18 protein-coding genes and 1 pseudogene are annotated in these 19,633 nt (G+C 65.9%); 8 read left to right on the top strand and 11 right to left on the bottom strand.

The genetic code is table 11. The features are described from left to right. The first annotated feature begins 75 nt into the window (after positions 1-75). Complete coding sequence (locus OO70_RS43215) at positions 76-1,404, top strand: AI-2E family transporter (RefSeq protein WP_043684611.1); 1,329 nt, start codon at positions 76-78, stop codon at positions 1,402-1,404. A gap of 133 nt (positions 1,405-1,537) precedes the next feature. Here the strand turns inward: OO70_RS43215 and OO70_RS43210 are convergent, their stop codons facing one another. Both OO70_RS43210 and OO70_RS43205 read right to left on the bottom strand, forming a co-directional pair. Then, the gene (locus OO70_RS43210; protein ID WP_234337078.1) at positions 1,538-2,047 is read right to left on the bottom strand and encodes an alkyl hydroperoxide reductase; all 510 of its coding nucleotides are present in this window, start codon (positions 2,045-2,047) and stop codon (positions 1,538-1,540) included. Positions 2,048-2,080: 33 nt separating this feature from the next. Next, the gene (locus OO70_RS43205; protein WP_043684609.1) at positions 2,081-2,635 is read right to left on the bottom strand and encodes a peroxiredoxin; all 555 of its coding nucleotides are present in this window, start codon (positions 2,633-2,635) and stop codon (positions 2,081-2,083) included. Between the two features lie 135 nt (positions 2,636-2,770). Between OO70_RS43205 and OO70_RS43200 the strand changes: the two genes are divergently transcribed. From OO70_RS43200 to OO70_RS43185, 4 genes are all read left to right on the top strand, one after another. Further along, on the top strand, positions 2,771-3,727 hold the full coding sequence (locus tag OO70_RS43200) for a LysR substrate-binding domain-containing protein (RefSeq protein ID WP_078651782.1): 957 nt from the start codon (positions 2,771-2,773) through the stop codon (positions 3,725-3,727). A 177-nt stretch (positions 3,728-3,904) separates the two neighbouring features. Then, positions 3,905-4,810, top strand: a complete 906-nt coding sequence (locus OO70_RS43195) for a hypothetical protein (RefSeq protein WP_043684603.1) — start codon at positions 3,905-3,907, stop codon at positions 4,808-4,810. Positions 4,811-4,879: 69 nt separating this feature from the next. Next, complete coding sequence (locus OO70_RS43190) at positions 4,880-5,239, top strand: roadblock/LC7 domain-containing protein (RefSeq protein ID WP_043684600.1); 360 nt, start codon at positions 4,880-4,882, stop codon at positions 5,237-5,239. A gap of 4 nt (positions 5,240-5,243) precedes the next feature. Continuing rightward, positions 5,244-5,672: a hypothetical protein gene (locus OO70_RS43185; protein ID WP_019072752.1), complete on the top strand. Its 429-nt coding sequence runs from the start codon at positions 5,244-5,246 to the stop codon at positions 5,670-5,672. 43 nt (positions 5,673-5,715) lie between these two features. Here the strand turns inward: OO70_RS43185 and OO70_RS43180 are convergent, their stop codons facing one another. The 5 genes from OO70_RS43180 to OO70_RS43160 all read right to left on the bottom strand — a co-directional run bounded on the left by OO70_RS43180 (position 5,716) and on the right by OO70_RS43160 (position 10,533). After that, positions 5,716-8,055: an ABC transporter permease gene (locus OO70_RS43180; RefSeq protein WP_043684596.1), complete on the bottom strand. Its 2,340-nt coding sequence runs from the start codon at positions 8,053-8,055 to the stop codon at positions 5,716-5,718. Next, positions 8,052-8,744 (bottom strand): ABC transporter ATP-binding protein, encoded by a 693-nt coding sequence (locus OO70_RS43175; RefSeq protein ID WP_043684593.1) that lies wholly within the window; start codon positions 8,742-8,744, stop codon positions 8,052-8,054. Before OO70_RS43175 ends, OO70_RS43180 begins: the two co-directional genes overlap by 4 nt. Continuing rightward, positions 8,741-9,265 (bottom strand): PadR family transcriptional regulator, encoded by a 525-nt coding sequence (locus OO70_RS43170; RefSeq protein ID WP_043684590.1) that lies wholly within the window; start codon positions 9,263-9,265, stop codon positions 8,741-8,743. The genes OO70_RS43175 and OO70_RS43170 overlap by 4 nt, the downstream gene beginning before the upstream one ends. Before the next feature lie 105 nt (positions 9,266-9,370). Further along, positions 9,371-9,610 carry a hypothetical protein gene (locus OO70_RS43165; RefSeq protein WP_043684587.1) on the bottom strand — a complete coding sequence of 80 codons (240 nt, stop codon included), beginning with the start codon at positions 9,608-9,610 and terminating at the stop codon, positions 9,371-9,373. Continuing rightward, positions 9,607-10,533 (bottom strand): SPFH domain-containing protein, encoded by a 927-nt coding sequence (locus OO70_RS43160; RefSeq protein WP_043684585.1) that lies wholly within the window; start codon positions 10,531-10,533, stop codon positions 9,607-9,609. The genes OO70_RS43165 and OO70_RS43160 overlap by 4 nt, the downstream gene beginning before the upstream one ends. A gap of 235 nt (positions 10,534-10,768) precedes the next feature. Between OO70_RS43160 and OO70_RS43155 the strand changes: the two are divergent. After that, positions 10,769-12,831 (top strand): annotated as a pseudogene (locus tag OO70_RS43155) (transglycosylase domain-containing protein). A gap of 86 nt (positions 12,832-12,917) precedes the next feature. Here the strand turns inward: OO70_RS43155 and OO70_RS43150 are convergent. Next, a complete protein-coding gene (locus OO70_RS43150) occupies positions 12,918-13,289 on the bottom strand; it encodes a hypothetical protein (RefSeq protein ID WP_043684582.1) in 372 nt (123 codons plus the stop codon). A gap of 161 nt (positions 13,290-13,450) precedes the next feature. On the opposite strand from OO70_RS43150, the gene OO70_RS54940 reads away from it, so the two are divergent. Beyond that, complete coding sequence (locus tag OO70_RS54940) at positions 13,451-14,077, top strand: hypothetical protein (protein ID WP_158711599.1); 627 nt, start codon at positions 13,451-13,453, stop codon at positions 14,075-14,077. An 87-nt stretch (positions 14,078-14,164) separates the two neighbouring features. Here OO70_RS54940 and OO70_RS43145 read toward each other — a convergent pair whose 3' ends face one another. From OO70_RS43145 to OO70_RS43140, 3 genes are read right to left on the bottom strand one after another with little or no spacing between them, the layout of a single operon-like run. Beyond that, complete coding sequence (locus OO70_RS43145) at positions 14,165-14,947, bottom strand: hypothetical protein (protein WP_043684580.1); 783 nt, start codon at positions 14,945-14,947, stop codon at positions 14,165-14,167. Then, entirely contained in the window at positions 14,944-15,471 is a 528-nt protein-coding gene (locus tag OO70_RS54935; RefSeq protein ID WP_158711598.1) for a hypothetical protein, read from the bottom strand. The genes OO70_RS43145 and OO70_RS54935 overlap by 4 nt, the downstream gene beginning before the upstream one ends. Further along, complete coding sequence (locus tag OO70_RS43140) at positions 15,468-17,696, bottom strand: glycoside hydrolase domain-containing protein (protein WP_043684577.1); 2,229 nt, start codon at positions 17,694-17,696, stop codon at positions 15,468-15,470. The genes OO70_RS54935 and OO70_RS43140 overlap by 4 nt, the downstream gene beginning before the upstream one ends. A 1,172-nt stretch (positions 17,697-18,868) precedes the next feature. Here OO70_RS43140 and OO70_RS43135 point away from each other — a divergent pair. Beyond that, complete coding sequence (locus OO70_RS43135) at positions 18,869-19,618, top strand: IS5/IS1182 family transposase (RefSeq protein WP_043684574.1); 750 nt, start codon at positions 18,869-18,871, stop codon at positions 19,616-19,618. Positions 19,619-19,633: the final 15 nt, after the last annotated feature.

Raw genomic sequence — 19,633 nt, 5'->3', positions numbered from 1 at the left:
GGCCATGTACGGTCGGACACGCAACGGGCTCCAGGGGGAGGAGTGGTGGGGACCAACGGGGGGAGAGGGCGGATCATGTCGCGAGTGCCAGGGTGGCTCGGCCGGCTCGGTAACGGGCTGAGCGAGATGGGGGACCGCTTGGACGAGCGGCGTGCCGAGGTGGAGAAGGAACACGCGGAGGCCGAGCCGGAGCCGGAACCCCAGCAGCCGCCCGAGGCCCCCCACTTCACGGAACCCGTACCCGTCACCATCGCCCGTGACCGCCCCGACCCCGCGCTCGCGGTGCCGTGGGGTGTGCGGGTGGCCGCCGAGGCGGGCTGGCGGCTGCTGATCCTGGCCGGCACGGTCTGGGTGCTGATGCGGGTCATCGGCGCCGTCCAACTGGTCGTCCTCGCCTTCGTCGCCGCCCTGCTCATCACGGCCCTGCTCCAGCCGACGGTGGCCCGCCTGGTCCGCTACGGCTTTCCGCGCGGGGTGGCCACGGCGCTCACCGCGATCCTCGGCTTCGTCGTGATGGGGCTGATCGGCTGGTTCGTGACCTGGCAGGTCATGGCGAACATCGACAACCTCTCCGACCAGGTCCAGAACGGCGTCGACGACCTGCGCAACTGGCTGCTCAAGGGCCCGTTCCACGTCACCGAGAAGCAGATCAACCAGATCGCGAAGAACCTCCGCGAGGCCATCGGCGCCAACACCGACCAGATCACGTCGTTCGGCCTGGAGGGCGTCCAAGTCATCGTCGAGGCCCTGACCGGCATCCTGCTGACGGCCTTCTCGACCCTGTTCCTGCTCTACGACGGCCCGCGCATCTGGCAGTGGGCGCTGAAGCTGGTGCCCGCGGCGGCCCGGCCGGCGATGGCGGGCGCGGGCCCGCGCGCCTGGCGCACGCTGACGGCCTACGTCCGCGGCACGGTGATAGTGGCGTTCATCGACGCGGTCTGCATCGGCATCGGCATCTACTTCCTCGGCGTGCCGATGGCCGTGCCGCTCGCCGTCTTCATCTTCCTGTTCTCGTTCATCCCGCTGGTGGGCGCGGTGGCGTCCGGCGCCCTGGCGGTCGTCGTCGCACTCGTCACCCAGGGCGTCGTCACGGCCCTGTTCACTCTGGGCGTCGTCCTTGCGGTCCAGCAGATCGAGGGCCACATCCTCCAGCCGTTCATCCTGGGCCGCGCGGTCCGCGTCCACCCTCTCGCGGTGGTCCTCTCGGTCGCGGCGGGCGGGATGGTCGCGGGGATCGGCGGGGCGGTGGTGGCGGTGCCGCTGGTTGCCGTACTGAACTCGGTGGTGAGCTACTTGAAGTCGTACGCCCAGGAACCGCCCCCGATCCAGTCGCCGAAGCCGAGGGGGGCGACGGCGGTGTCATCGACGCCGGTTGATTCCTCGCCGTCGGACCAGGCACCGTAAACGACGTTTCCCGCCCACCCACCCGTTTACTGCCCGTTGAAAGGTGAACCTCTCAACTGACGGTGAACGGGTGGGCGGGTGGGAAACGGGGGTCTGGGGGCGAAGCCCCCAGCAGCCGGACAGACAGCCGAAGTCACACAGCAGCCAGAACCGCCTCCGCCTCCAACACAACCCCCACCGCCTCCACCACAGCCGCGATCTTGAACGCCTCCTGGATCACCTCGCGCTCGACCCCCGCCTTGCGCAGCACCTGCTCATGCGAGTCGAGACACATCCCGCACCCGTTGATCGCGGACACGGCGAACGACCACAGCTCGAAGTCGACCTTGTCGACCCCGGGGTTGCCGATGACGTTCATCCGCAACCCCGCCCGCAGGGTGCCGTACTCGTGGTCGGACAACAGGTGCCGCGTCCGATAGAAGACGTTGTTCATCGCCATGATCGCGGCGGCGGACTTGGCGGCGGTGTACGCCTCCGGCGACAGGTTGGCCTCGGCGTCGGGCGCCAACTCCCGCAGTACGAGCGGCGATCGGGAGGCGATCGCGGTGGCGAGGACCGTACCCCACAGCTGCTGCGCGGGCAGGTCGGAGTTCCCGATGACCGAACCCAGGTTGAGCTTCAGGTCCTTGGCGTAGTCCGGTATGGCGGACTACAACGCGTCCAGCGACATGTCAGCTCACTTCCCGGCGAGCAGCGCGCCCGCGTCCAGCGTCTCGTCGCCCTTGGTCCAGTTGCACGGGCAGAGTTCGTCGGTCTGGAGCGCGTCGAGGACCCGGAGGACCTCCTTCGGGTTACGACCGACCGAGCCCGCGGTCACCATGGAGAACTGGATCTCGTTGTTCTGGTCCACGATGAACACCGCACGCTTGGCGAAGCCGTCCTCGCCCTCGATGCCGAGGTCGCGCATCAGCTCGTGCCGGGAGTCGGCCAGCATCGGGAACGGCAGATCGCGCAGGTCGTCGTGGTCCTTGCGCCAGGCGTGGTGGACGAACTCGGAGTCGCCGGAGAAGCCGAGGACCTGGGCGTCACGGTCGGCGAACTCGTCGTTCAGCTTCCCGAAGGCGGCGATCTCGGTGGGGCACACGAAGGTGAAGTCCTTGGGCCACGCGAAGACGACCTTCCACTTGCCCTCGTAGGTCTTGTGGTCGATCCGCTCGAACTCCTTGCCCTTCTCCAGCGAGACACAGGCAGTCAGATCGAACGACGGGAACTTGTCACCGACAGTGAGCACGAGCTCTCCTTGCAGCGGAGAAGCACCCAAGCGGAATGGGCGCTTCCCGTGGATTGGTCGGCCCCGATCCTGGCACAACGTGCATTGATTGCGGAAATAGCTACACTGGGGCGTGTTGATCGGAGGCGGTTATCAGTGACCGTTAGTAATACGAGTAAGAGACGCCAGCCCAGCCTGGCCCAGCTGCGCGCCTTCTCCGCGGTCGCCGAGCACCTCCACTTCCGGGACGCGGCGGCCGCGATCGGTATGAGCCAGCCCGCGCTCTCCGGCGCCGTCGCCGCGCTGGAGGAGACCCTCGGCGTCACCCTCCTGGAGCGCACCACCCGCAAGGTGCTGCTCTCGCCCGCCGGCGAGCGGCTCGCCGTACGGGCGCGAGCCGTGCTGGAGGAGGTCGGGGCGCTGATGGCGGAGGCGGAGGCCGTGCGGGCGCCGTTCACCGGGGCGCTGCGCCTCGGGGTCATCCCGACCGTCGCGCCGTATCTGCTGCCGACCGTGCTGCGGCTGGTGCACGACCGGTACCCGGACCTCGATCTCCAGGTGCACGAGGAACAGACCGCGAACCTGCTGGAAGGGCTGACCACCGGACGGCTCGACCTCCTGCTGCTGGCCGTACCCCTCGGGATGCCCGGAGTGGTCGAACTCCCGCTGTTCGACGAGGACTTCGTGCTCGTCACGCCCCTCGGACACCCCCTCGGCGGCCGGTCCGGCATCCCGCGCGAGGCGCTGCGCGAGCTGAACCTGCTGCTCCTCGACGAGGGGCACTGTCTGCGCGACCAGGCGCTCGACATCTGCCGGGAGGCGGGGCGGGAGGACGCGCCCGTCACCACCACCGCGGCCGGACTGGCCACGCTGGTGCAGCTCGTCGCCGGCGGGCTCGGGGTCACCCTGCTGCCGCGCACCGCCGTACGGGTCGAGACGACCCGCAGCGACCGACTCCTCACCGGGTACTTCACCGAGCCCGCCCCGACCCGTCGGATCGCCCTCGCGATGCGCACCGGAGCGGCCCGCCGCGCCGAGTACCAGGAGCTGGCCGCCGCCCTGCGCGAGGCCCTGCGGCCGTTGCCGGTACGGGTGCTGGGCACCGGCAACTGACCCGCCCCCGTTCGGTCAAATGAGCACCGGACAAAGGAAATCGAACGGCGGGAATTCTCAACTTCCGTCACCCGCAGGCAGGTAGGAAGAACTCGTCCGGAATATGCGCCCGGACTGATACACCTTCACCCCTCAGCGCTACACGTCAGTTGCGTGTACGAAAAGCCTAGGGGAGTGATGTCGGGCATTCGGGATTCCCTCGGCCGGGTCGGTCACGACCTGCTCGCGGCGGCTCTTTCGGCCTGTGGGCGCGAGGAGTTCACCGGGGGACTGCGGGTGTCCGGCAGACCCGGCGGGATCTTCCATCTGCGCGGCGGGCTCGTTGTCGCCGTGGAGAGCCCGGGCGCTCCCGGCCCGGAGGCGCTGCTGCTGCGCTCGGGCCGGATCGGCGGTGAGCAATGGGCCGATCTGGTACGGGAGTCGGGCGGCTCGCGCTGGCCGCTGGCCGGGCTGATCGCCCACGGGTACGCGGGCGCCGCCCAGTTGCGGATCGTGTGCGTGCTGGCCCTCCACGACGCGGCCTTCGCGGTCGTCGCCGGAGACGTCGACGACTGCGAACGCGCCCCGGACGCCCAGCCGTTGGCCCCGGTCGGCCTCGGCGAGATCCCGGCCCGGCTGCTCCAGGACGCGACCCGGAAACTCGCCGCGATCACCGCGCTGCCGTATCCCGTACGCCCCGACCGGGAACGCCCCAGACCCCCGGCATACGTCCTCGACGAGGCCGGACTCGGCATGCTGCAAAGGGAGTTGCTCGCCCATGTCGACGGCCGCCGTACCGCCCGCGATCTCGCCTTCCGTACCGGGCGTGGGGTCTACACCGTCACCGCCGAGGTCGCGCGGATGCTCGCCGAGGGGCTGCTGGAGTGCGCGGACACGCCCGTGCCGATCGCGGTGCGGGTGCCGCCCGAGGCGCCTGTCGTACGCCGTCGTGAACCGGCGCCCGCGCCACCGCAGTTCACCGCGCCCACCGCCCTGCCCCGGCGAAATCCGGGTGCCAGCGGCATCACCGAATCTCTCGTCCCCGAAAAGAGCGGGGCGGGTTGGAAAGGGTTCTTCCGCCTGCGGAACGGAACCTCGAAATGACCCTGATGGACAAATGCGATCAGTTTTAGGGGAGTTGAGTAAGTGGATCACAAAGCCCTGACATTGGAAATGCGCACCTTGCGGGAACAGGTGACCGGAATCACCGACACCGCGCTGACGGCGGCCGACGGACTGCTCATCGCGGCCGACACCGCCGACTCGATCGACCCGGAGGCCCTCGCCGCGCTCGCCGCGGCCGGCCTGGGCCTGGCCCGGCGCACCGCCGAGGCCACCGACCGCGGCACGCTGCGCCAGACGGTGACGTACGGCAGTCACGGCTGCGCCGCGACCTACGCCGTCGGCGACACCGCCCTGATGGTGGTGCTCGGCGACGAGGGGATGGACGTGGACCGGCTGCACCTCGCGGCCCGGCCGACGCTCGACCGCATCGAGTCGATCCTCACTGAGAAGGCATCAGAAGGAGTGTGAAGGGATGGCGACAAAACGTATGACCCCAGGATTCTCCGACCAGGTGATGGGCCTGGTCAAAACCCTCCGCACGGACGCTCCCGACTGTGTGGCCTCGGGCGTGGTCGACATGTCCACCGGCATGCTCCTGTCGTACGAGACCATCGACAACCACCCGCCAGAGGTCCTCGACCTGCTGGCGGGTGCGACCCTCGACCTGTTCCAGGGCCGTACGGTCGTGATGATCGAGGACGTCTTCAAGGAGCGTCGCGGGATCACCAGTGACCACCACTTCTTCCAGGAGATCCTCGTCAACAGCGAGAACCTCACCCACCTGTTCGTGCGGATGACCGAGCAACAGGACGTCGTCGCCGTGGTCGTCTGCCGCAAGTCGGTGAACGTGGGCATGCTCTTCGCCCAAGTCCGGCGCGTGGTGCGGGAGTACGGGCTCTGACGCCGGGCGGGCGGACGGGCTGCGGACGGGGCGGGGAAAGGCCCTACTCCGTGCGCAGCCCGTCCGGCCGCATCATCCGCAGGAGCGGCGGCAGGCTCAGCAGGGTCACCGCCAGGACGATTCCCGCGCCGATGCCGGACATCGCCAGCACGCTCGACCAGTCGATGCGCACCGAGGTGGCGGTCATCTTCAGCAGCACCGCGCCCAGTGTCATCCCCACCACCGTGGCCAGAGCCAGGCCGAGGCCGATCGGGATCGCCGTCTGCCACAGCACCGACAGGCTCAGCGTGCGCCGCCGGGTGCCGAAGGCGACCAGCGCCGACAGCAGCTTCTTGCGCTCCCGCAACTGCTCCAGCTGCGACACCAGCAGGCTCGCCCCGATGAGGAGCAGCACACAGGTGGCGCCGACGAACAGCCCGGTGCGGATCGACTTGAACTGCAGCGACTGCCGGGTGGACGCGAGCATGAACACGTCCGCCAGCGGGTTCATCCGCGCGGCGGTGTTGCGCACGTAGTCGCTCGCGTCCGCCACCGACGGGTCGAGCGAGACGAACACGTGCTGGTCCAGGACGCGCATCGCGTTCGCGGGCATCGCGCCCGACGTGATCATCAGACCGTCGCGGGCGTAACCGGTCGGGTCCTCGCGCGGCTGTGCCGTCTTCACACCCGCGGGCACTTTCCAGGGCGTCGGGTGCGAGACGCTCGACGTCCCGTCCCACGCCGGGTCGAAGTACACCGTGTTGCCGGCCGTGGCCATCTTCTTCGTCGCGGCGTCGTAGTTGCCGCCGGCGATCCGGAAGATGTCACCGTCCCGGCAGGACGGCAGGCTCGCCACCTCGCGCAGTTCGGCGCAGCTGCCGACGGAGATCTCCAGCTCGTTGTCCGGGTTCTTCGCCCGCTCGCCGACCGAGGTCTGTGAGATGGCCGACGTACGGCGCACACCCTCGGTCCGCGCGAGTCGCCGCCCGACCTCGGCGAGCGGAGTGCCGCTGCCGACGGAGACCTCCATCTGGGCCCGGTTCACGTCGTTGCCGGTCTCCTTGGTGTAGTCGCCCTCGACGCCGGCGAACAGCATCTGCAGCGCGATCGCACCGGCCACCGCGACCGCGATGCCGTTGACCATGCGGGCGGCCGTACCACTGCTCAACTGCAGCCTGCGGACGGCGAGTTGCCAGGACACCGAGCCGGAGTTCAGCCGCGCCACGGTGGCCTCGACGACCCACGGCAGCAGGGCGGTGATGCCGACGAGCAGCAGGACCGTGCCGCCGATCACCAGGTACTGGTTGAAGTTCCCGCCGTTGTTGCCCTGCCCGATCATCGGGTAGAGCATCGCGAGGCCGGCCAGCGGCATCAGCAGCCGCCACCACAGGCGGCGCCGCGGCGGCTTCGCCTTGCGGACCACGCCGAGCGGTTCGATGACGACCCCGCGCAGCGCGAGCAGCGTCACCAGCACGGCCGCGGCCGGTACGGCGACGGCGACGAGGAGGGCGAGCGCGGGCGACGGGTTGAGGTCGCTGGAGAACACGCTGATGTCCCGCACGTCCAGACGGGTCGCCAACTGCCGCCCGATCAGGAAGAACCCGGTGCCGAAGACGAGCCCGAGGAGCGCCCCCGCGAGCGCCTCGCCGCCCGCGATCCGGCGCGCCATCCGCCCGTCCGCCCCGACCAGCCGCAGTGCCGCCAGCCGCCGGTCCCGGCGTTCGCCGCCGAAGCGCACGGCCGCCGCGATGAACACGCCGACCGGCAGCAGCAGCACGACGAACACGATCAGGATCAGCAGCAGCAGGATCGGGTCGAGCTTGTCCGGCTGGGAGTTGGGGGAGGGCCCGAAGTAGTTGATGCGTTCGACGTTGCTGCCGGACTGGAGCTGCTTGAGATCTTTTCCGCCCGCGTAGTAGGCGAGCTCGGCGGGCCCGATGAGCCCGGTCTGCGCGATCGTGCCGGTGACCCGGTAGGGCAGGCGCTCACGCAACAGCTTCCCGGAGTCGGACGTGAGGAGCTTCTTCAGCGCGGGGGAGACGACCATCTCGCCCAGCGCGGGGAACTTCGCGACCCCCGGTGGCAGCGGCGCCTTGGTGCCCTCGGGCTCCAGGAGCCGGCCGCGCACGTCCTTGGCGCGGAACGTGGTGTCCGAGTCGGCGATGACGAGGGTGTTGTCCGCCTTCGCCAACTGCTTCCCGCTGTAGGTGAAGTCCTGCCGGGCGTCGGCGCGGTCGCTGCGCTGCGACAGCGCGCTCGGCAGTGCCGTGGTGAGCAGCAGCAGCGCCACCCCGAGCCCGACACCGACGGCCGTCAGCCCGGCCCGGACCCAGCCCTCACGCCCGCCGCCGAACGCGAACCGCACCCCCATGGCCAAATCCCTGGCCCACTGACGCACGTTCATACGACGCGCTCCATGTCCTTGGACTTGCCGTCCCGTACGACGATCTCGCGGTCCGAGTACGCGGCCACCCGCGCCTCGTGCGTGACCAGCACGACGGCGGCGTTCGTCGACCGGGCCGCCTCGGTCAGCAGCTCCATCACGCGCTCGCCGTTGAGCGAGTCCAGCGCGCCGGTCGGCTCGTCGGCGAACAGCACCCGCGGATTCGTGACCAGCGAGCGGGCGACGGCGACGCGCTGCCCCTGACCGCCGGAGACCTCGCCGGGCCGCTTCTTGGCGAGGTCGTCGACCTCCAGCCGCTGCATCCAGGTGAGCGCGGCCCGCTCGGCCTCCTTGCGGTGCGTGCCGTTCAGCCGCAGCGGCAGCGCCACGTTCTCCACGCAGGTCAGTTCGGGCACCAACTGCCCGAACTGGAACACGAACCCGAACTCCGAGCGGCGGAGCGCACTGCGCTGCGCGTCGCTCATCGTCGCCATCTCCTGCCCGTTGTACGTGATCGAACCCGAGTCGGGCGGCACGATCCCGGCGAGACAGTGCAGCAGCGTCGACTTCCCGGACCCGGAGGGCCCCATCACGGCGACGACCTCACCGGGATGGATGGAGAACTCCGCGCCGTCCAGCGCGGTGGTCGGCCCGTAGGCCTTGCGCAGCTCATGGGCTGCGAGCAGGGAACCAGCGGGATGCGTCGTCACTTGGCCACCACCTCGGCGAGTTTGTCGAGGCGCGCGGCGGTGAGCTCCAGCCACCGCAGGTCGGCCTCCAGATGGAAGAGGGCGTGATCGCAGATGAGTTGGTCCGCGAGATCGCCCTTGCGCTTGCGGTCGGTCAGGATGCGCATGCTGCGCAGATGCTCGGAGCGCTGCACATCGAGGATCTCGGCCGCGTTCCGGTGGGTGAGCAGCGCGAGGACGACCTTGGTGTAGAGGGTCGACTGCAGATACGGCTCGGGCTTCTCCGGCGTCGCGAGCCACTTCTGTACGTCGGTGATCCCGGCGTCGGTGATGGCGTACCGCTTGCGCTCGGGACCGCCGCCCGCCTCTATCCCGTCGACCTCGACGAGACCGTTCTTCAGCAGGCGGGACATCGTCGAGTAGACCTGGCCGTAGTGCAGCGGCCGGTCGTGACCGAACTTCTCGTCGAAGGCCCGCTTCAGGTCGTAACCGTGACGCGGGCCGGACTCCAGGAGCCCCAGGAGGGTGTGACCGATGGACATGCGGAGCACTGTACACACGGGGTATACCTGGTGTGTATACGCACGGTGTGTAGATCATGGCGGGGGGTGTGGACGCGCAGGTGGGGGCCGATTGTCACGGTTCTGTCACTGGGGTGGCGCGGGCGGTCGGCCCCTCCTCGGCAGCGGCCCGGCCTCACCGGGAAGCCGTCCTGCCTCCGCCAACGCCCGCCGCAACAGAAACTCGATCTGCGCGTTCGCGGACCGCAGGTCGTCCCCGGCCCACCGCGCGATCGCCTCGTACACGGACGGGTCCAACCGCAGCAGCACCTGCTTGCGCTGCTGCGGCTGACGCTGAGGGGTCGAACCCCCGGAGGGAACCGTCACTGGTACAGGGTCCCCGTGTTCAGGACGGGCTGCGGCGCCCGGTCCCCGCAGAGCACCACCAGCAGGTTGGACACCATCGCCGCCTTCCGTTCGTTGTCCAGCTCCACGATGTCCTGCTCGGTGATCCGGGCCAGCGCAGCCTCGACCATGCCCACCGCGCCGTCCACGATCTGCCGCCGGGCCGCGACGACCGCCCCGGCCTGCTGCCGCTGGAGCATCGCCGAGGCGATCTCGGGCGCGTACGCGAGATGCGTGAAGCGGGACTCGATGATCTGCACGCCGGCCGCCTCGACGCGGGCGCTCAGTTCGAGGACGAGCTTCTCGGTGATCTCCTCGGCGTTGCCGCGCAGCGAGAGCCCGCCCTCGTCGTGGGCGTCGTAGGGGTACTCGATGGCGATGTGCCGTACGGCCGCCTCGGTCTGGATGGCGACGAAGTCGCTGTAGTCGTCCACCTCGAAGGTGGCCTGCGCGGTGTCGCGGACCTTCCACACCATGACCGCGGCCAGCTCGATCGGGTTGCCGTACGCGTCGTTGACCTTGAGGACCGCGGTCTCGTGGTTGCGGACGCGGGTCGAGATCTTCGTACGAGAGGTGAAGGGGTTCACCCAGCGCAGCCCGTCCTGCCGGATCGTCCCCCGGTACCGCCCGAAGAGCTGCACGACTCGCGCCTCGCCCGGCGCCACCGTGTTCAGCCCGCGCATCGCGATGAACGCGGCGAGGAGGACGAGGACGCCGCCGATGATCAGCGCGGCCTTGGCGCCCGACGCGTCGACCGCACCGGCCGCGACCAGCAGCGCGGCGGACACGAGCAGCCCGGCCAGGCCGAGGACGAGCGCGAGCGCGCCGCCGATGCTGTGCGCGGCGAACTCGCGCACGCGCGGAGCGGGCATGTCGGGGACGTCTGCGGGTACTTCGGTGGTCATGATGCTCCCCCATATCGTGGTTCTAGCAATCTGATATCAGATTACCCCTCCACGGCAACCCTCAACCCCTCTCGTACGTCGGTTCCATAAGGACGGGTGCTGATTGTCACGTCCGTAATGGACCGGATCGACGGCCCTTTGTCACAACTCCTGGTGTTAGCTTTCTGAGCTGACTTGACGGGCGAACCTGTGTGACACCAGAACACAAGAGAGCGAAGCGGAGCGGAACGGACTCATGGGACGAGCGGAAGAGAGACGAGCGCGCCAACGCGGTGGCCACCGCGCGGCGCCCAAGACCCGCCGCTCGTCGGGGGCGGACACCAACGACGCCACGGGCGGCAGGAGCGGCGGCAAGGACGCCAAGGGCGGCAAGAGCTTCATACGCAGGCTCTTCACCTGGAAGAAGATCCTCGGCGCGTTCCTCGGGTTCTGCCTGCTCGGGATCGGCGCGTTCATCGTGCTCTACATGATGATCAGCATCCCCGCGGGCAACGCCGACGCGAAGCTCCAGAGCAACGTCTACAAGTACAGCGACGGCTCGATCATGATCCGCAAGGGCAAGGTCAACCGCGAGAACGTGGACCTCTCGCAGGTGCCCAAGCCCGTCCAGGAGACGTTCGTCGCCGCCGAGAACAAGACGTTCTACCAGGACGCCGGCGTCGACCTCAAGGGCACCGCGCGCGGTCTGCTCAACACGCTGTCCGGCAAGGGCGCGCAGGGCGGCTCGACGATCACCCAGCAGTACGTCAAGAACTACTACCTGACGCAGGATCAGACCGTCACGCGCAAGCTGAAGGAAATGGTCATCTCGCTGAAGCTGGACCGCGAGAAGTCCAAGGACTACATCCTCGCCGGGTACATCAACACCAGTTACTACGGCCGTGGTGCCTACGGCATCCAGGCCGCCGCGCAGGCCTACTACCGGGTCGACGCCAAGGACCTCTCGGTCGAGCAGGGCGCCTATCTCGCCGCACTCCTCCAGGCGCCGAACCAGTACGACTGGGCGATAGCCACCGATACCGGCAAGAAGCTGGTGCAGGCGCGCTGGAACTACGTCCTGGACAACATGGTCGAGCAGGATTGGCTGAGCTCCACCAAGCGCGAAGCCATGAAGTTCCCGGTCCCCAAGGCGCCCAAGGCCGAGGCCGGCATGGAGGGCCAGATCGGCTACATGGTGACCGAGGCCGACGCGGCGCTGGAGCAGCAGCTGATCTCCAGCGGTCAGGCCGCCAATGCCAAGGACGCCGAGACGCTGGTCAGCGCGGGCGGCTGGACGATCACGCTCAACATCGACAAGAAGAAACAGGCTCAGCTGGAGGAGTCGGTCAAGTCTCAGCTGACCCGCAAGCTCGACGCCAAGAAGCGCAAGGTCGACGGGAACGTCCAGCCCGGCGCGGTGTCCGTGAACCCCAAAACAGGCGCGGTCGTGGCGATGTACGGCGGCGTGGGCTACACCGAGCACTACCGGAACAACGCGACCCGCACCGACTACCAGCCGGCTTCCACCTTCAAGCCGGTGATCCTGGCCGCGGCCCTGGCCGACGAGGCCAAGACGCAGTCCGGCAAGCAGATCACGACGGACACGCTTTACGACGGCACCAGCAAGCGCCCGGTCGTGGGCAGCGACATCGCGTTCGCGCCGGAGAACGAGGACGACCAGAACTACGGCAAGGTCACCGTCCAGACGGCGATGAACAAGTCGATCAACTCGGTCTTCGCGCAGCTCGGTGTCGACGTCGGCATGGACAAGGTCATGAAGACCGCGGGCGTACGGCGAAGACGTCCGTGCGGGACAACGCCAAGCGCGACGGGCAGCAGGTCGCGGGCAAGACGGGTACGTCCGACAACAACAAGTCGGCCTGGTTCACGGGGTACACGCCCGACCTGGTCACCTCGGTGGGCCTGTTCGGCGAGGACGCCAAGACCCACGCCCAGGTCCCGCTGACCGGGGCGACCGGTCTGATCACCACCGGTGGCGGCCGTATCAACGGTGGTGGCTACCCGGCGCAGATCTGGGCGACGTACATGTTCGGAGTAACCAAGGCGAACAGCAAGTTCGACCTGAACACTGACCAGGGCGCGGCCGTCGAGCCGACGTACACGCCCACGCCGACCGTGACGCCGTCGGCGACACCGTCCGAGACGCCGACGACCAAGTCGCCGTCGCCGACCCCGACGACGGAGTCACCCACCCCGACCCCGACGCCTACGCCGACCCCGACACCCACCGACACGCCGACGACCACTCCGCCGACGACACCGGGTGACGACAACACGGACCAACCGTTCGACCAGTAGCCAGGTCACACGCGGAGAGGGCGCCCGGCACATCGCCGGGCGCCCATCACATGTGCTCAGAAGTTCTGGATGGCGCCGACGACGCCTCAGGTGGTGTAGACGTCCTTTGTTTCGATGGTGCTCCAGAGGAGTCCGCCGGTGGCGGTGCCTTCCCAATCGCCCTCCATGGCCCCGACCGAGAAATATGTGTGTTCAGGGAGGTTGAGGTTCACGTAGCGTGTGGTCCCCTTGCCATCTCTGTTCCAGTAGAAGTACTGGCTGCCGAGCTGGTACGTGCCGACGGCCGAGTGCCCGTTGGCTATTTCGTCGGTGATGTACATGTCGTCGCCGTACGCTACCCACCTCACGAAGGCGCCAAGGCCGTCGCTGTAGACCACTGCGTCCTCAGCGGTGGCGGTCGTAGTCGTGCCCGCCGCTACCGCAACTGCGATCGCGCCGATGAAGGCAATACGCGACATTGATTTCATGAAGGATCCCCATCTTGTCTCTGTTGAATAACAGCTCGTACGATACCGGATCGACGAATGCGGAGTAATGATTTCCGCCTGATTATCTGTTTGCTCTTTTTGTTTCATGGCATTGCGCTGAACCTTCTGGTTATTTAGGATGACAGCACTAAATGACTCCCTCCTCGGCGAAGGCTGACATGAAGAGACCACATTACGCGATCCCTGTCGCCCTCATTGTTGCGTTTTCTGCTTTGATTGTCGCCTGTGAGCGGAACGGCGTCGCTGAGCCGAATGTTGCTGACAGTAGTGCAAGCGGTAATCTGGGAGTGCGGACAGAACCTGCAGGGGAAAAATTGTTGACCGCGATGAAGGGCGTTGCTGATGCTGGTAAAGGGTTCACCCTGAAGGATGCTACGGGTCTCCGTAGATATGTCTATTACGGTCAGGTCGACGCATATATCGCATGCTTCCGGAAGGAGGTGCCCAAACTTCAAGCCGTAGAGATTTACGCGGTACCGAAGGCGGAGGAGTGCCCGAAGAGGCTAGGTATGAAAGTGCACGCTTCAAAGCTCTCGAACCTCGTTGGCCGAAAAGTCGATGCATCTCTATTGGCTGTACTTATGGCTGGATACTATCCGGATCGCGTGAAGGTGTTCAAGGTCGACGACCCTGATTCGCAAGTCGCGACCCCCAAGGCGTTGGCGAACTGGCAGGTATGTTTCCAGGAGCCCAGAGCCGGGACGGAATATGTGGCGTCAACAAAAGTGCGGCTGGACGTTGCCAAAAAGTGTTCGTGATCACTTTGGCTTGAGGTTTCGCTCCGAGCTTCGCCTTGGCTGCTGCGGCGGGGTCTGTGAATCGCTTCGGTGTCCGCCTGCGTTCAGTCAGGCCGCCGAATCACGCTGGCGGTGCTCAAGTGCTTTGGCGGCCTCGCGTCGCCGGGGCGAGAGCACATCAACCGGACTGCCGGCGCCCATGCCTGGTGTGTCCTTCCAACGGCTGAGCTTCCTCGTCGTAGTGGCCAGCCGTTCGCTGTCCGGGCTGACGGCAATGTAGAAGAGCGACTCATCGGGCCGCCGATCGTCGCCTCCCCAACGGATCGTGCCGTCGAGCTCCGCGAGGATATCGCGGAGCACGACAAGTTGCTGTGGAAAGAAGCCGCCCCTCACACCCGGCGGATAGTGGTCGGGGCGGATACGTACAGCGGTGCCAGACGCCTGATTTCCCTCCGCCAGCCCCTTGCGTACCTTTCCCGGACTAACCCAGCCCACCACATCGCCCTTGCGTAGCTGATCGATCTCGTAGTGGAACCGCTGGACTACGTGGATCAGCAGCGACTCGACGTCGCCGATCCGCACGGCGACGCCTTCAAGGGGGGTGCCAGGAACAGGACGTGTCGAGATGGTGCCGCCGCCGTCAACGACCTTTTCCATCTCCCAACCGTTCGAGCTCGGCTTGCCGGTGAAAACTTGCGCCTGGTTGTCCCGGTAGCGCTTGAGTGCCTTGCGGATGTCCTCGCCCCGGGGGGTTTTGTCTGCCGAACTGTCGGCGGCGTAAGCCGGCGACGTGAGCAGCGTGGAGCCTGGGAGGGAGGCCAGCAACGATGCACCTATGAGCGCACTCGAATGAGTGAGCAGCTTGCGGCGGGACATATTAAACGCACTCATGCGCGCTCCTCCTGTTGTGGATCTGCCTGTTCAGGGCTGGAATTTCTTCGTTGCAGGTTGAGTCGCGGCGCATTGGCTGCTGCGCCGGTTATCAGAGTTACGGCGAAGAATCCTGCTATGGCAGGGTTCACGTAACCGGGGACTGCTGCAGAGTAGCTATTTCCGACAGCGGTGCGGCAGACGAAACGGAGCGGGAAATAGCTCGCTTCGTATGCTTGAACTTCGGCTGCTCTGTCCTTCCCTCCTGCTTTCAGGCATGCTGTGCGCATTCCTGGGTCCTCCATGAAAATGATATGGAGAGCCCCCCACACGTACGTGCAGAGGGTTGCGCAGGCGCACAGAACAGCCGCAGTTTTGAAGGCTCCCTGCCTGTTCTTGAAGAGGTGGCCGTGGCGTGCGATGGAGGAAAACAGATATCCGACGAGACTGAATACGACGATGGTCGCGATCAGGATGATGAAGAGCAGGATGATGGAGTTAATTCCATCCGGCGAATCGGAGGCTTGTGTCCGAGTAGCGATCATCTGAACATCCGGTTGTACTTCTCGAAGATGTAATAGAGCGGCATACGCTTTGTTGCATCGGTGAAGGCGGGTTCCGCCGGGCCTTGATAGCGGCGCAGCACCTCGTAAATTTCTAGTTCCGTGTAGTCCAGTGTGGGGCGGCGGATGGGAACTTCCTCGTCACCGCCAGGCTTGCCGTCTGCGCCCCAGATGTGGGCGTGGCCGACGCTGGTGAGGGCAAAATCGTTGTCTGTTCGGATCTTGTCCCATACAGAGAATACGTCCGAGTCGTTGTTCGGGTCCTTTGTTGTTCCCGTGACCAGCCCAGTATTTATGGAGTTGTTCCAAACGAGGATTCCAGTAAGGCCAAACATCTGGGCCACACCAGTGCTGCTGTCACGGAGCGCCGCCACTCCGGGCAGATCCTTGGCCCAGTCGGGGATATATCCGTTGTGGTAGAGCCAAACTCCGGCGTCCTTGACGAGGTCTTCGTTCCCATAGTGCCGGAACTCCCAGAACGCCGTGGTCTGGATGAGCGCCTTGCGCATGCTGTATGCCCGTGCAGTGTTGGTTACGGCGACGTCTTCAGCGATGATGGTCTCTAGGCACTGGGTGGTTGTGTAGATCCGGCCGTCGTCTTCCGGGAAGCCGATGGACTCCATGTACGACTGGACATCGGCGAGGAGTTGGGGCCAGTAGGAGGTGTCGAACAGGATGTCCTGTGCCTGTTTCGCTCCCGGATTGAATGATGCCTGCCCTTTGTCCCGTCCCGACGCGATGTCAATGTCGACTTCGATAGCGCCGTCTCCCGAGCCGAGGGCGCGAGTTACGATTTGGTCGTAAGCCCAGTCCGTAGGCAGCGGGTAACCGAAGTTTCCGGAGAAGCCGGACGACATGTCGGAGACGAATGACGCAGTTGAATACCCAGCCTCCGCGACTCTTGTGCAGACGTTGCGCGGCCCGTAGACGCCAATGCCAAATTCGTTGCCGTGAGTGGATATGGCATCTCTAATGCCTTGGAAGTGTGGCAGGACGTTGGAAGTGACGTCCGCGTCTAGGGCGTCGAAGTCGACCGCGAAGAAGATTCTTGTGCCGGCCTTAAACCCGTAATCGAGCGCTGCATTTATCGCGGCCTTTCCGTCCGATTGCCCAGCAGAGTAGGTGAAGCCCGAAGCATCCCGGCCGTAGGTCTGGTAGATCGGGAAGCAACGCAGACCATTGTCGGCGATCGTCTGGAGTTCTCCGGGCTGGATTGCCTTCTCGGGCAGAGAGGTGGTGCTGGGGTTGGTGAGGTAACGGCCGACGTAGGTGACACCCGCAGCCTTCAGCGCCTGGGCTCGCGATGCGGTGATCTTCGTAACGCCGTCGCAAGCCGCGCCGCTCCGGGTCTGGTCTCCATAGGAGACGAGCAAGGAGGCCCAGGTCGAGAAGTCGCCCGTGCTAGTGACAGGCAGGGCGGCGAATGTCTGGAAATCTGCGGTAGCCGAGGCCAGCGAGGCGGAGAAGCTGCTGGTGAACGAGACGGGGCGCTGGTTGAGTACCATGGCTGCGGAGAATAGCTGTACCCATACTCCTGAGGAACCTGTGGACACTGTATGCGCTTTCAGCCCTGACTGGGTTCCGGGCCCGAAGACGCCGTTTGCAACCCCGTCCGCCATGCCAAGGCTGTATTGGATCGCGAACAGCATGGACTTGGCGACGTCACGGGAGTGGTGACCGTCGCAAGGGATGATGAAGTAGTCCTGACGGCTGGTGAACTGCCCGTTCAGCCATTGTTGGATGGTGCGGATCGTGTCGGAGCCGTTGTTGACCGTAACGTAGGCGTCCATGTTCAGCAGTCCCTTGAACACCTTCGGAGTAAGGGAGCTGCCTGGGTACACCGCGCTGACACCCATATTCGCCTTTAGACTACTGACGGCCGTCTCGACCCGCGAGTTGTACGTTCCATCAATTTCTCCACCGTCATACCCCTTGCAGTACAGGCCGGACTGGATGATCCGGCAGAAGTTGGGGGACGGTATCGTAGAAGCGTTCAGGCTGGGGTACTTCGACTGCAGGACACTTAGGGTCGTGGGGCCGAAGCTGTTCGACAATGCGGTGATGCCCAGCTCGTACTGAAGAGCCCGGGTGAGCGCGTACATAGTGTTCCAGCCGGTCTGACCGTCCTCTTCCACGGTCATGCCGATTATATTGCCGTAGGTCTCATTCACGAATTTCTGGGCGCGCAGCACCATTTCGTCTGCCATTATTTCCTCTCATTGGGAATGGGGGCGGTCGGGGCGCAGGACCCCGTTCGCGAAAAGTCAGCACTGCGGCGCAGATTGACCACGGCTCGTCCGTCAAGCCGAGCAGAGGATGGCGCCCCTGCTCTCTGGAAGGCCTCAGTGGCAGGCGGGGGTGACGAACATGGGGGCATTACGGGTGTTTGGTCGCTGGGGCCTGGAGAGCGATCAATCAGCCCGAGTGCGCGCCCGCCCTTCTGATCTCGTGAGGAATTGGACTGAGATATGCCGGTTCCAACAATGTGGCGCCTGCCCCTGCAGACGCGTTTAGAAGTCTGCTGGTAGCCCCGCGGTATCGATATCGGGCTGCAACGTTTCAGCGTTGCAGGCGCCTCGCTCCCACCCTTGGGGCAGGGAAACTGACTAGGAGACTGGACGGACTGCTCGGGTGAATCCAGGAAACACTCGCAGAATGCACAACACAGCCGCGAACACCTCGAGCGATGATGCCGACCTGCATGACTTCCCCCTCCGCTGGGCGATCAATGCCCGTATCCGCGAGGAAGATCCAGGTTCGAGACCCCTGGACTGCGTAGATCCCCCCACGCCTCACGGTTAACTGGAGCTTAGGTCAGCCTCACTGATTGTGTGAACGATTCCAGGCCGCACGGTTGCAAACGTGAGAGGCTGCCGCTACTGAGGGTTCCCTTATGTGTCTGCCTTGATTACTCCTGCACCATTTCTCCGGTGTGTCTTTTCTGTGCAGTTCTTCGGAGCCGAGGTGATGATTCTCGGTCATGCACCCGCATGCCCGTATTTGGGGCCGCGCATTTCGGAAGGGGCAGTGTCGAGGTGGGAAGGCCCTGTGAGTGAGCAAGGTGACGAGCGTGGGAGGGTGTCCTGTCGTCGATGTTGGACTTGCGGTTTTCGGCCAAGCTGTATGTCACTTGCGGTCAAAGGTTTGCGTTGCCTCGTGAGCGTTGAGTAGCTATTCCAGTCATGTGACCTTGGCCACATGGTCGACGGGAGGCGGCTTCCGGTGGAAATTCGCACTAAGCGTTGGACCAGTTCGGGACCAGTGAGCGTTTTCAGCTCCGCCACCGATCGGGTGACGCCGGCGGGGTGCGCAACGCACGAGGCTCCCATGCCGTTGGGGGAGGTGTTCGAAGTCTCAACCCACAGGCACAGGAGCCGCGTTGGTTCCGTATTCTGCCGCACTCGACCTGCCTCATGCCCTGGTCGAGTGGGTCACGATGCTCATCGTCACCCGCGAGGGTGACCGACGGTGCAAACTCCCGCCGCACCAGCGTGCGCTGGTCGGCCTGGTGTACCTGCGCAAGCACGACACCCTCACCCAGCTCGCTGCCGGTTTCGGCATCTCCGTCGGCACCGCCCACGCCTACACGGCAGCTGTCATCACCCTGCTCGCCGACCGTGCACCCGGGCTCCTGCGGAGCCTGCGCGAAGCCGACCCTGACTACGTCCTGCTGGACGGCACCCTCGCGGAGTGCGACCGGGTCGGCGACAGCCGGGCCGACTTCTCCCAAAAACACCGACGCCACGGCGTGAACGTGCAGGTGGTGACCGATCCAGCCGGACGACTGCTGTGGAGCTCACCCGCACTGCCCGGCCGCGCGCACGACCTCACAGCGGCCCGCACCCACCGGATCATCCGAATCTGTGAACGCCAGGGCATCCCCATCCTCGCCGACCGCGCCTTCATCGGAGCCGGCCCATGGGTGACAACACCACGCAGACGCCCACCAGGCCGCGGCCTCACACCAACCCAGCAAACCGTCAACCGCGCGCTGTCGGCAGCACGCGCGCCGGTCGAGCGCGGCGTCGCACGGCTCAAGTCGTGGCGAATCTTCCGCAAGGCCCGGTGCAGCCCGAACCGAATGTCGTCAATCGCAGCCGCCATCCTCACCCTGGAGCGGCAACGCTGAAAACGCTCAGTGATC

This window comes from Streptomyces xylophagus (assembly GCF_000716435.1).
In the GTDB taxonomy this organism is placed as follows: Bacteria; Actinomycetota; Actinomycetes; order Streptomycetales; family Streptomycetaceae; genus Streptomyces; species Streptomyces xylophagus.
This window is presented reverse-complemented; position numbering and strand designations above follow the sequence as displayed.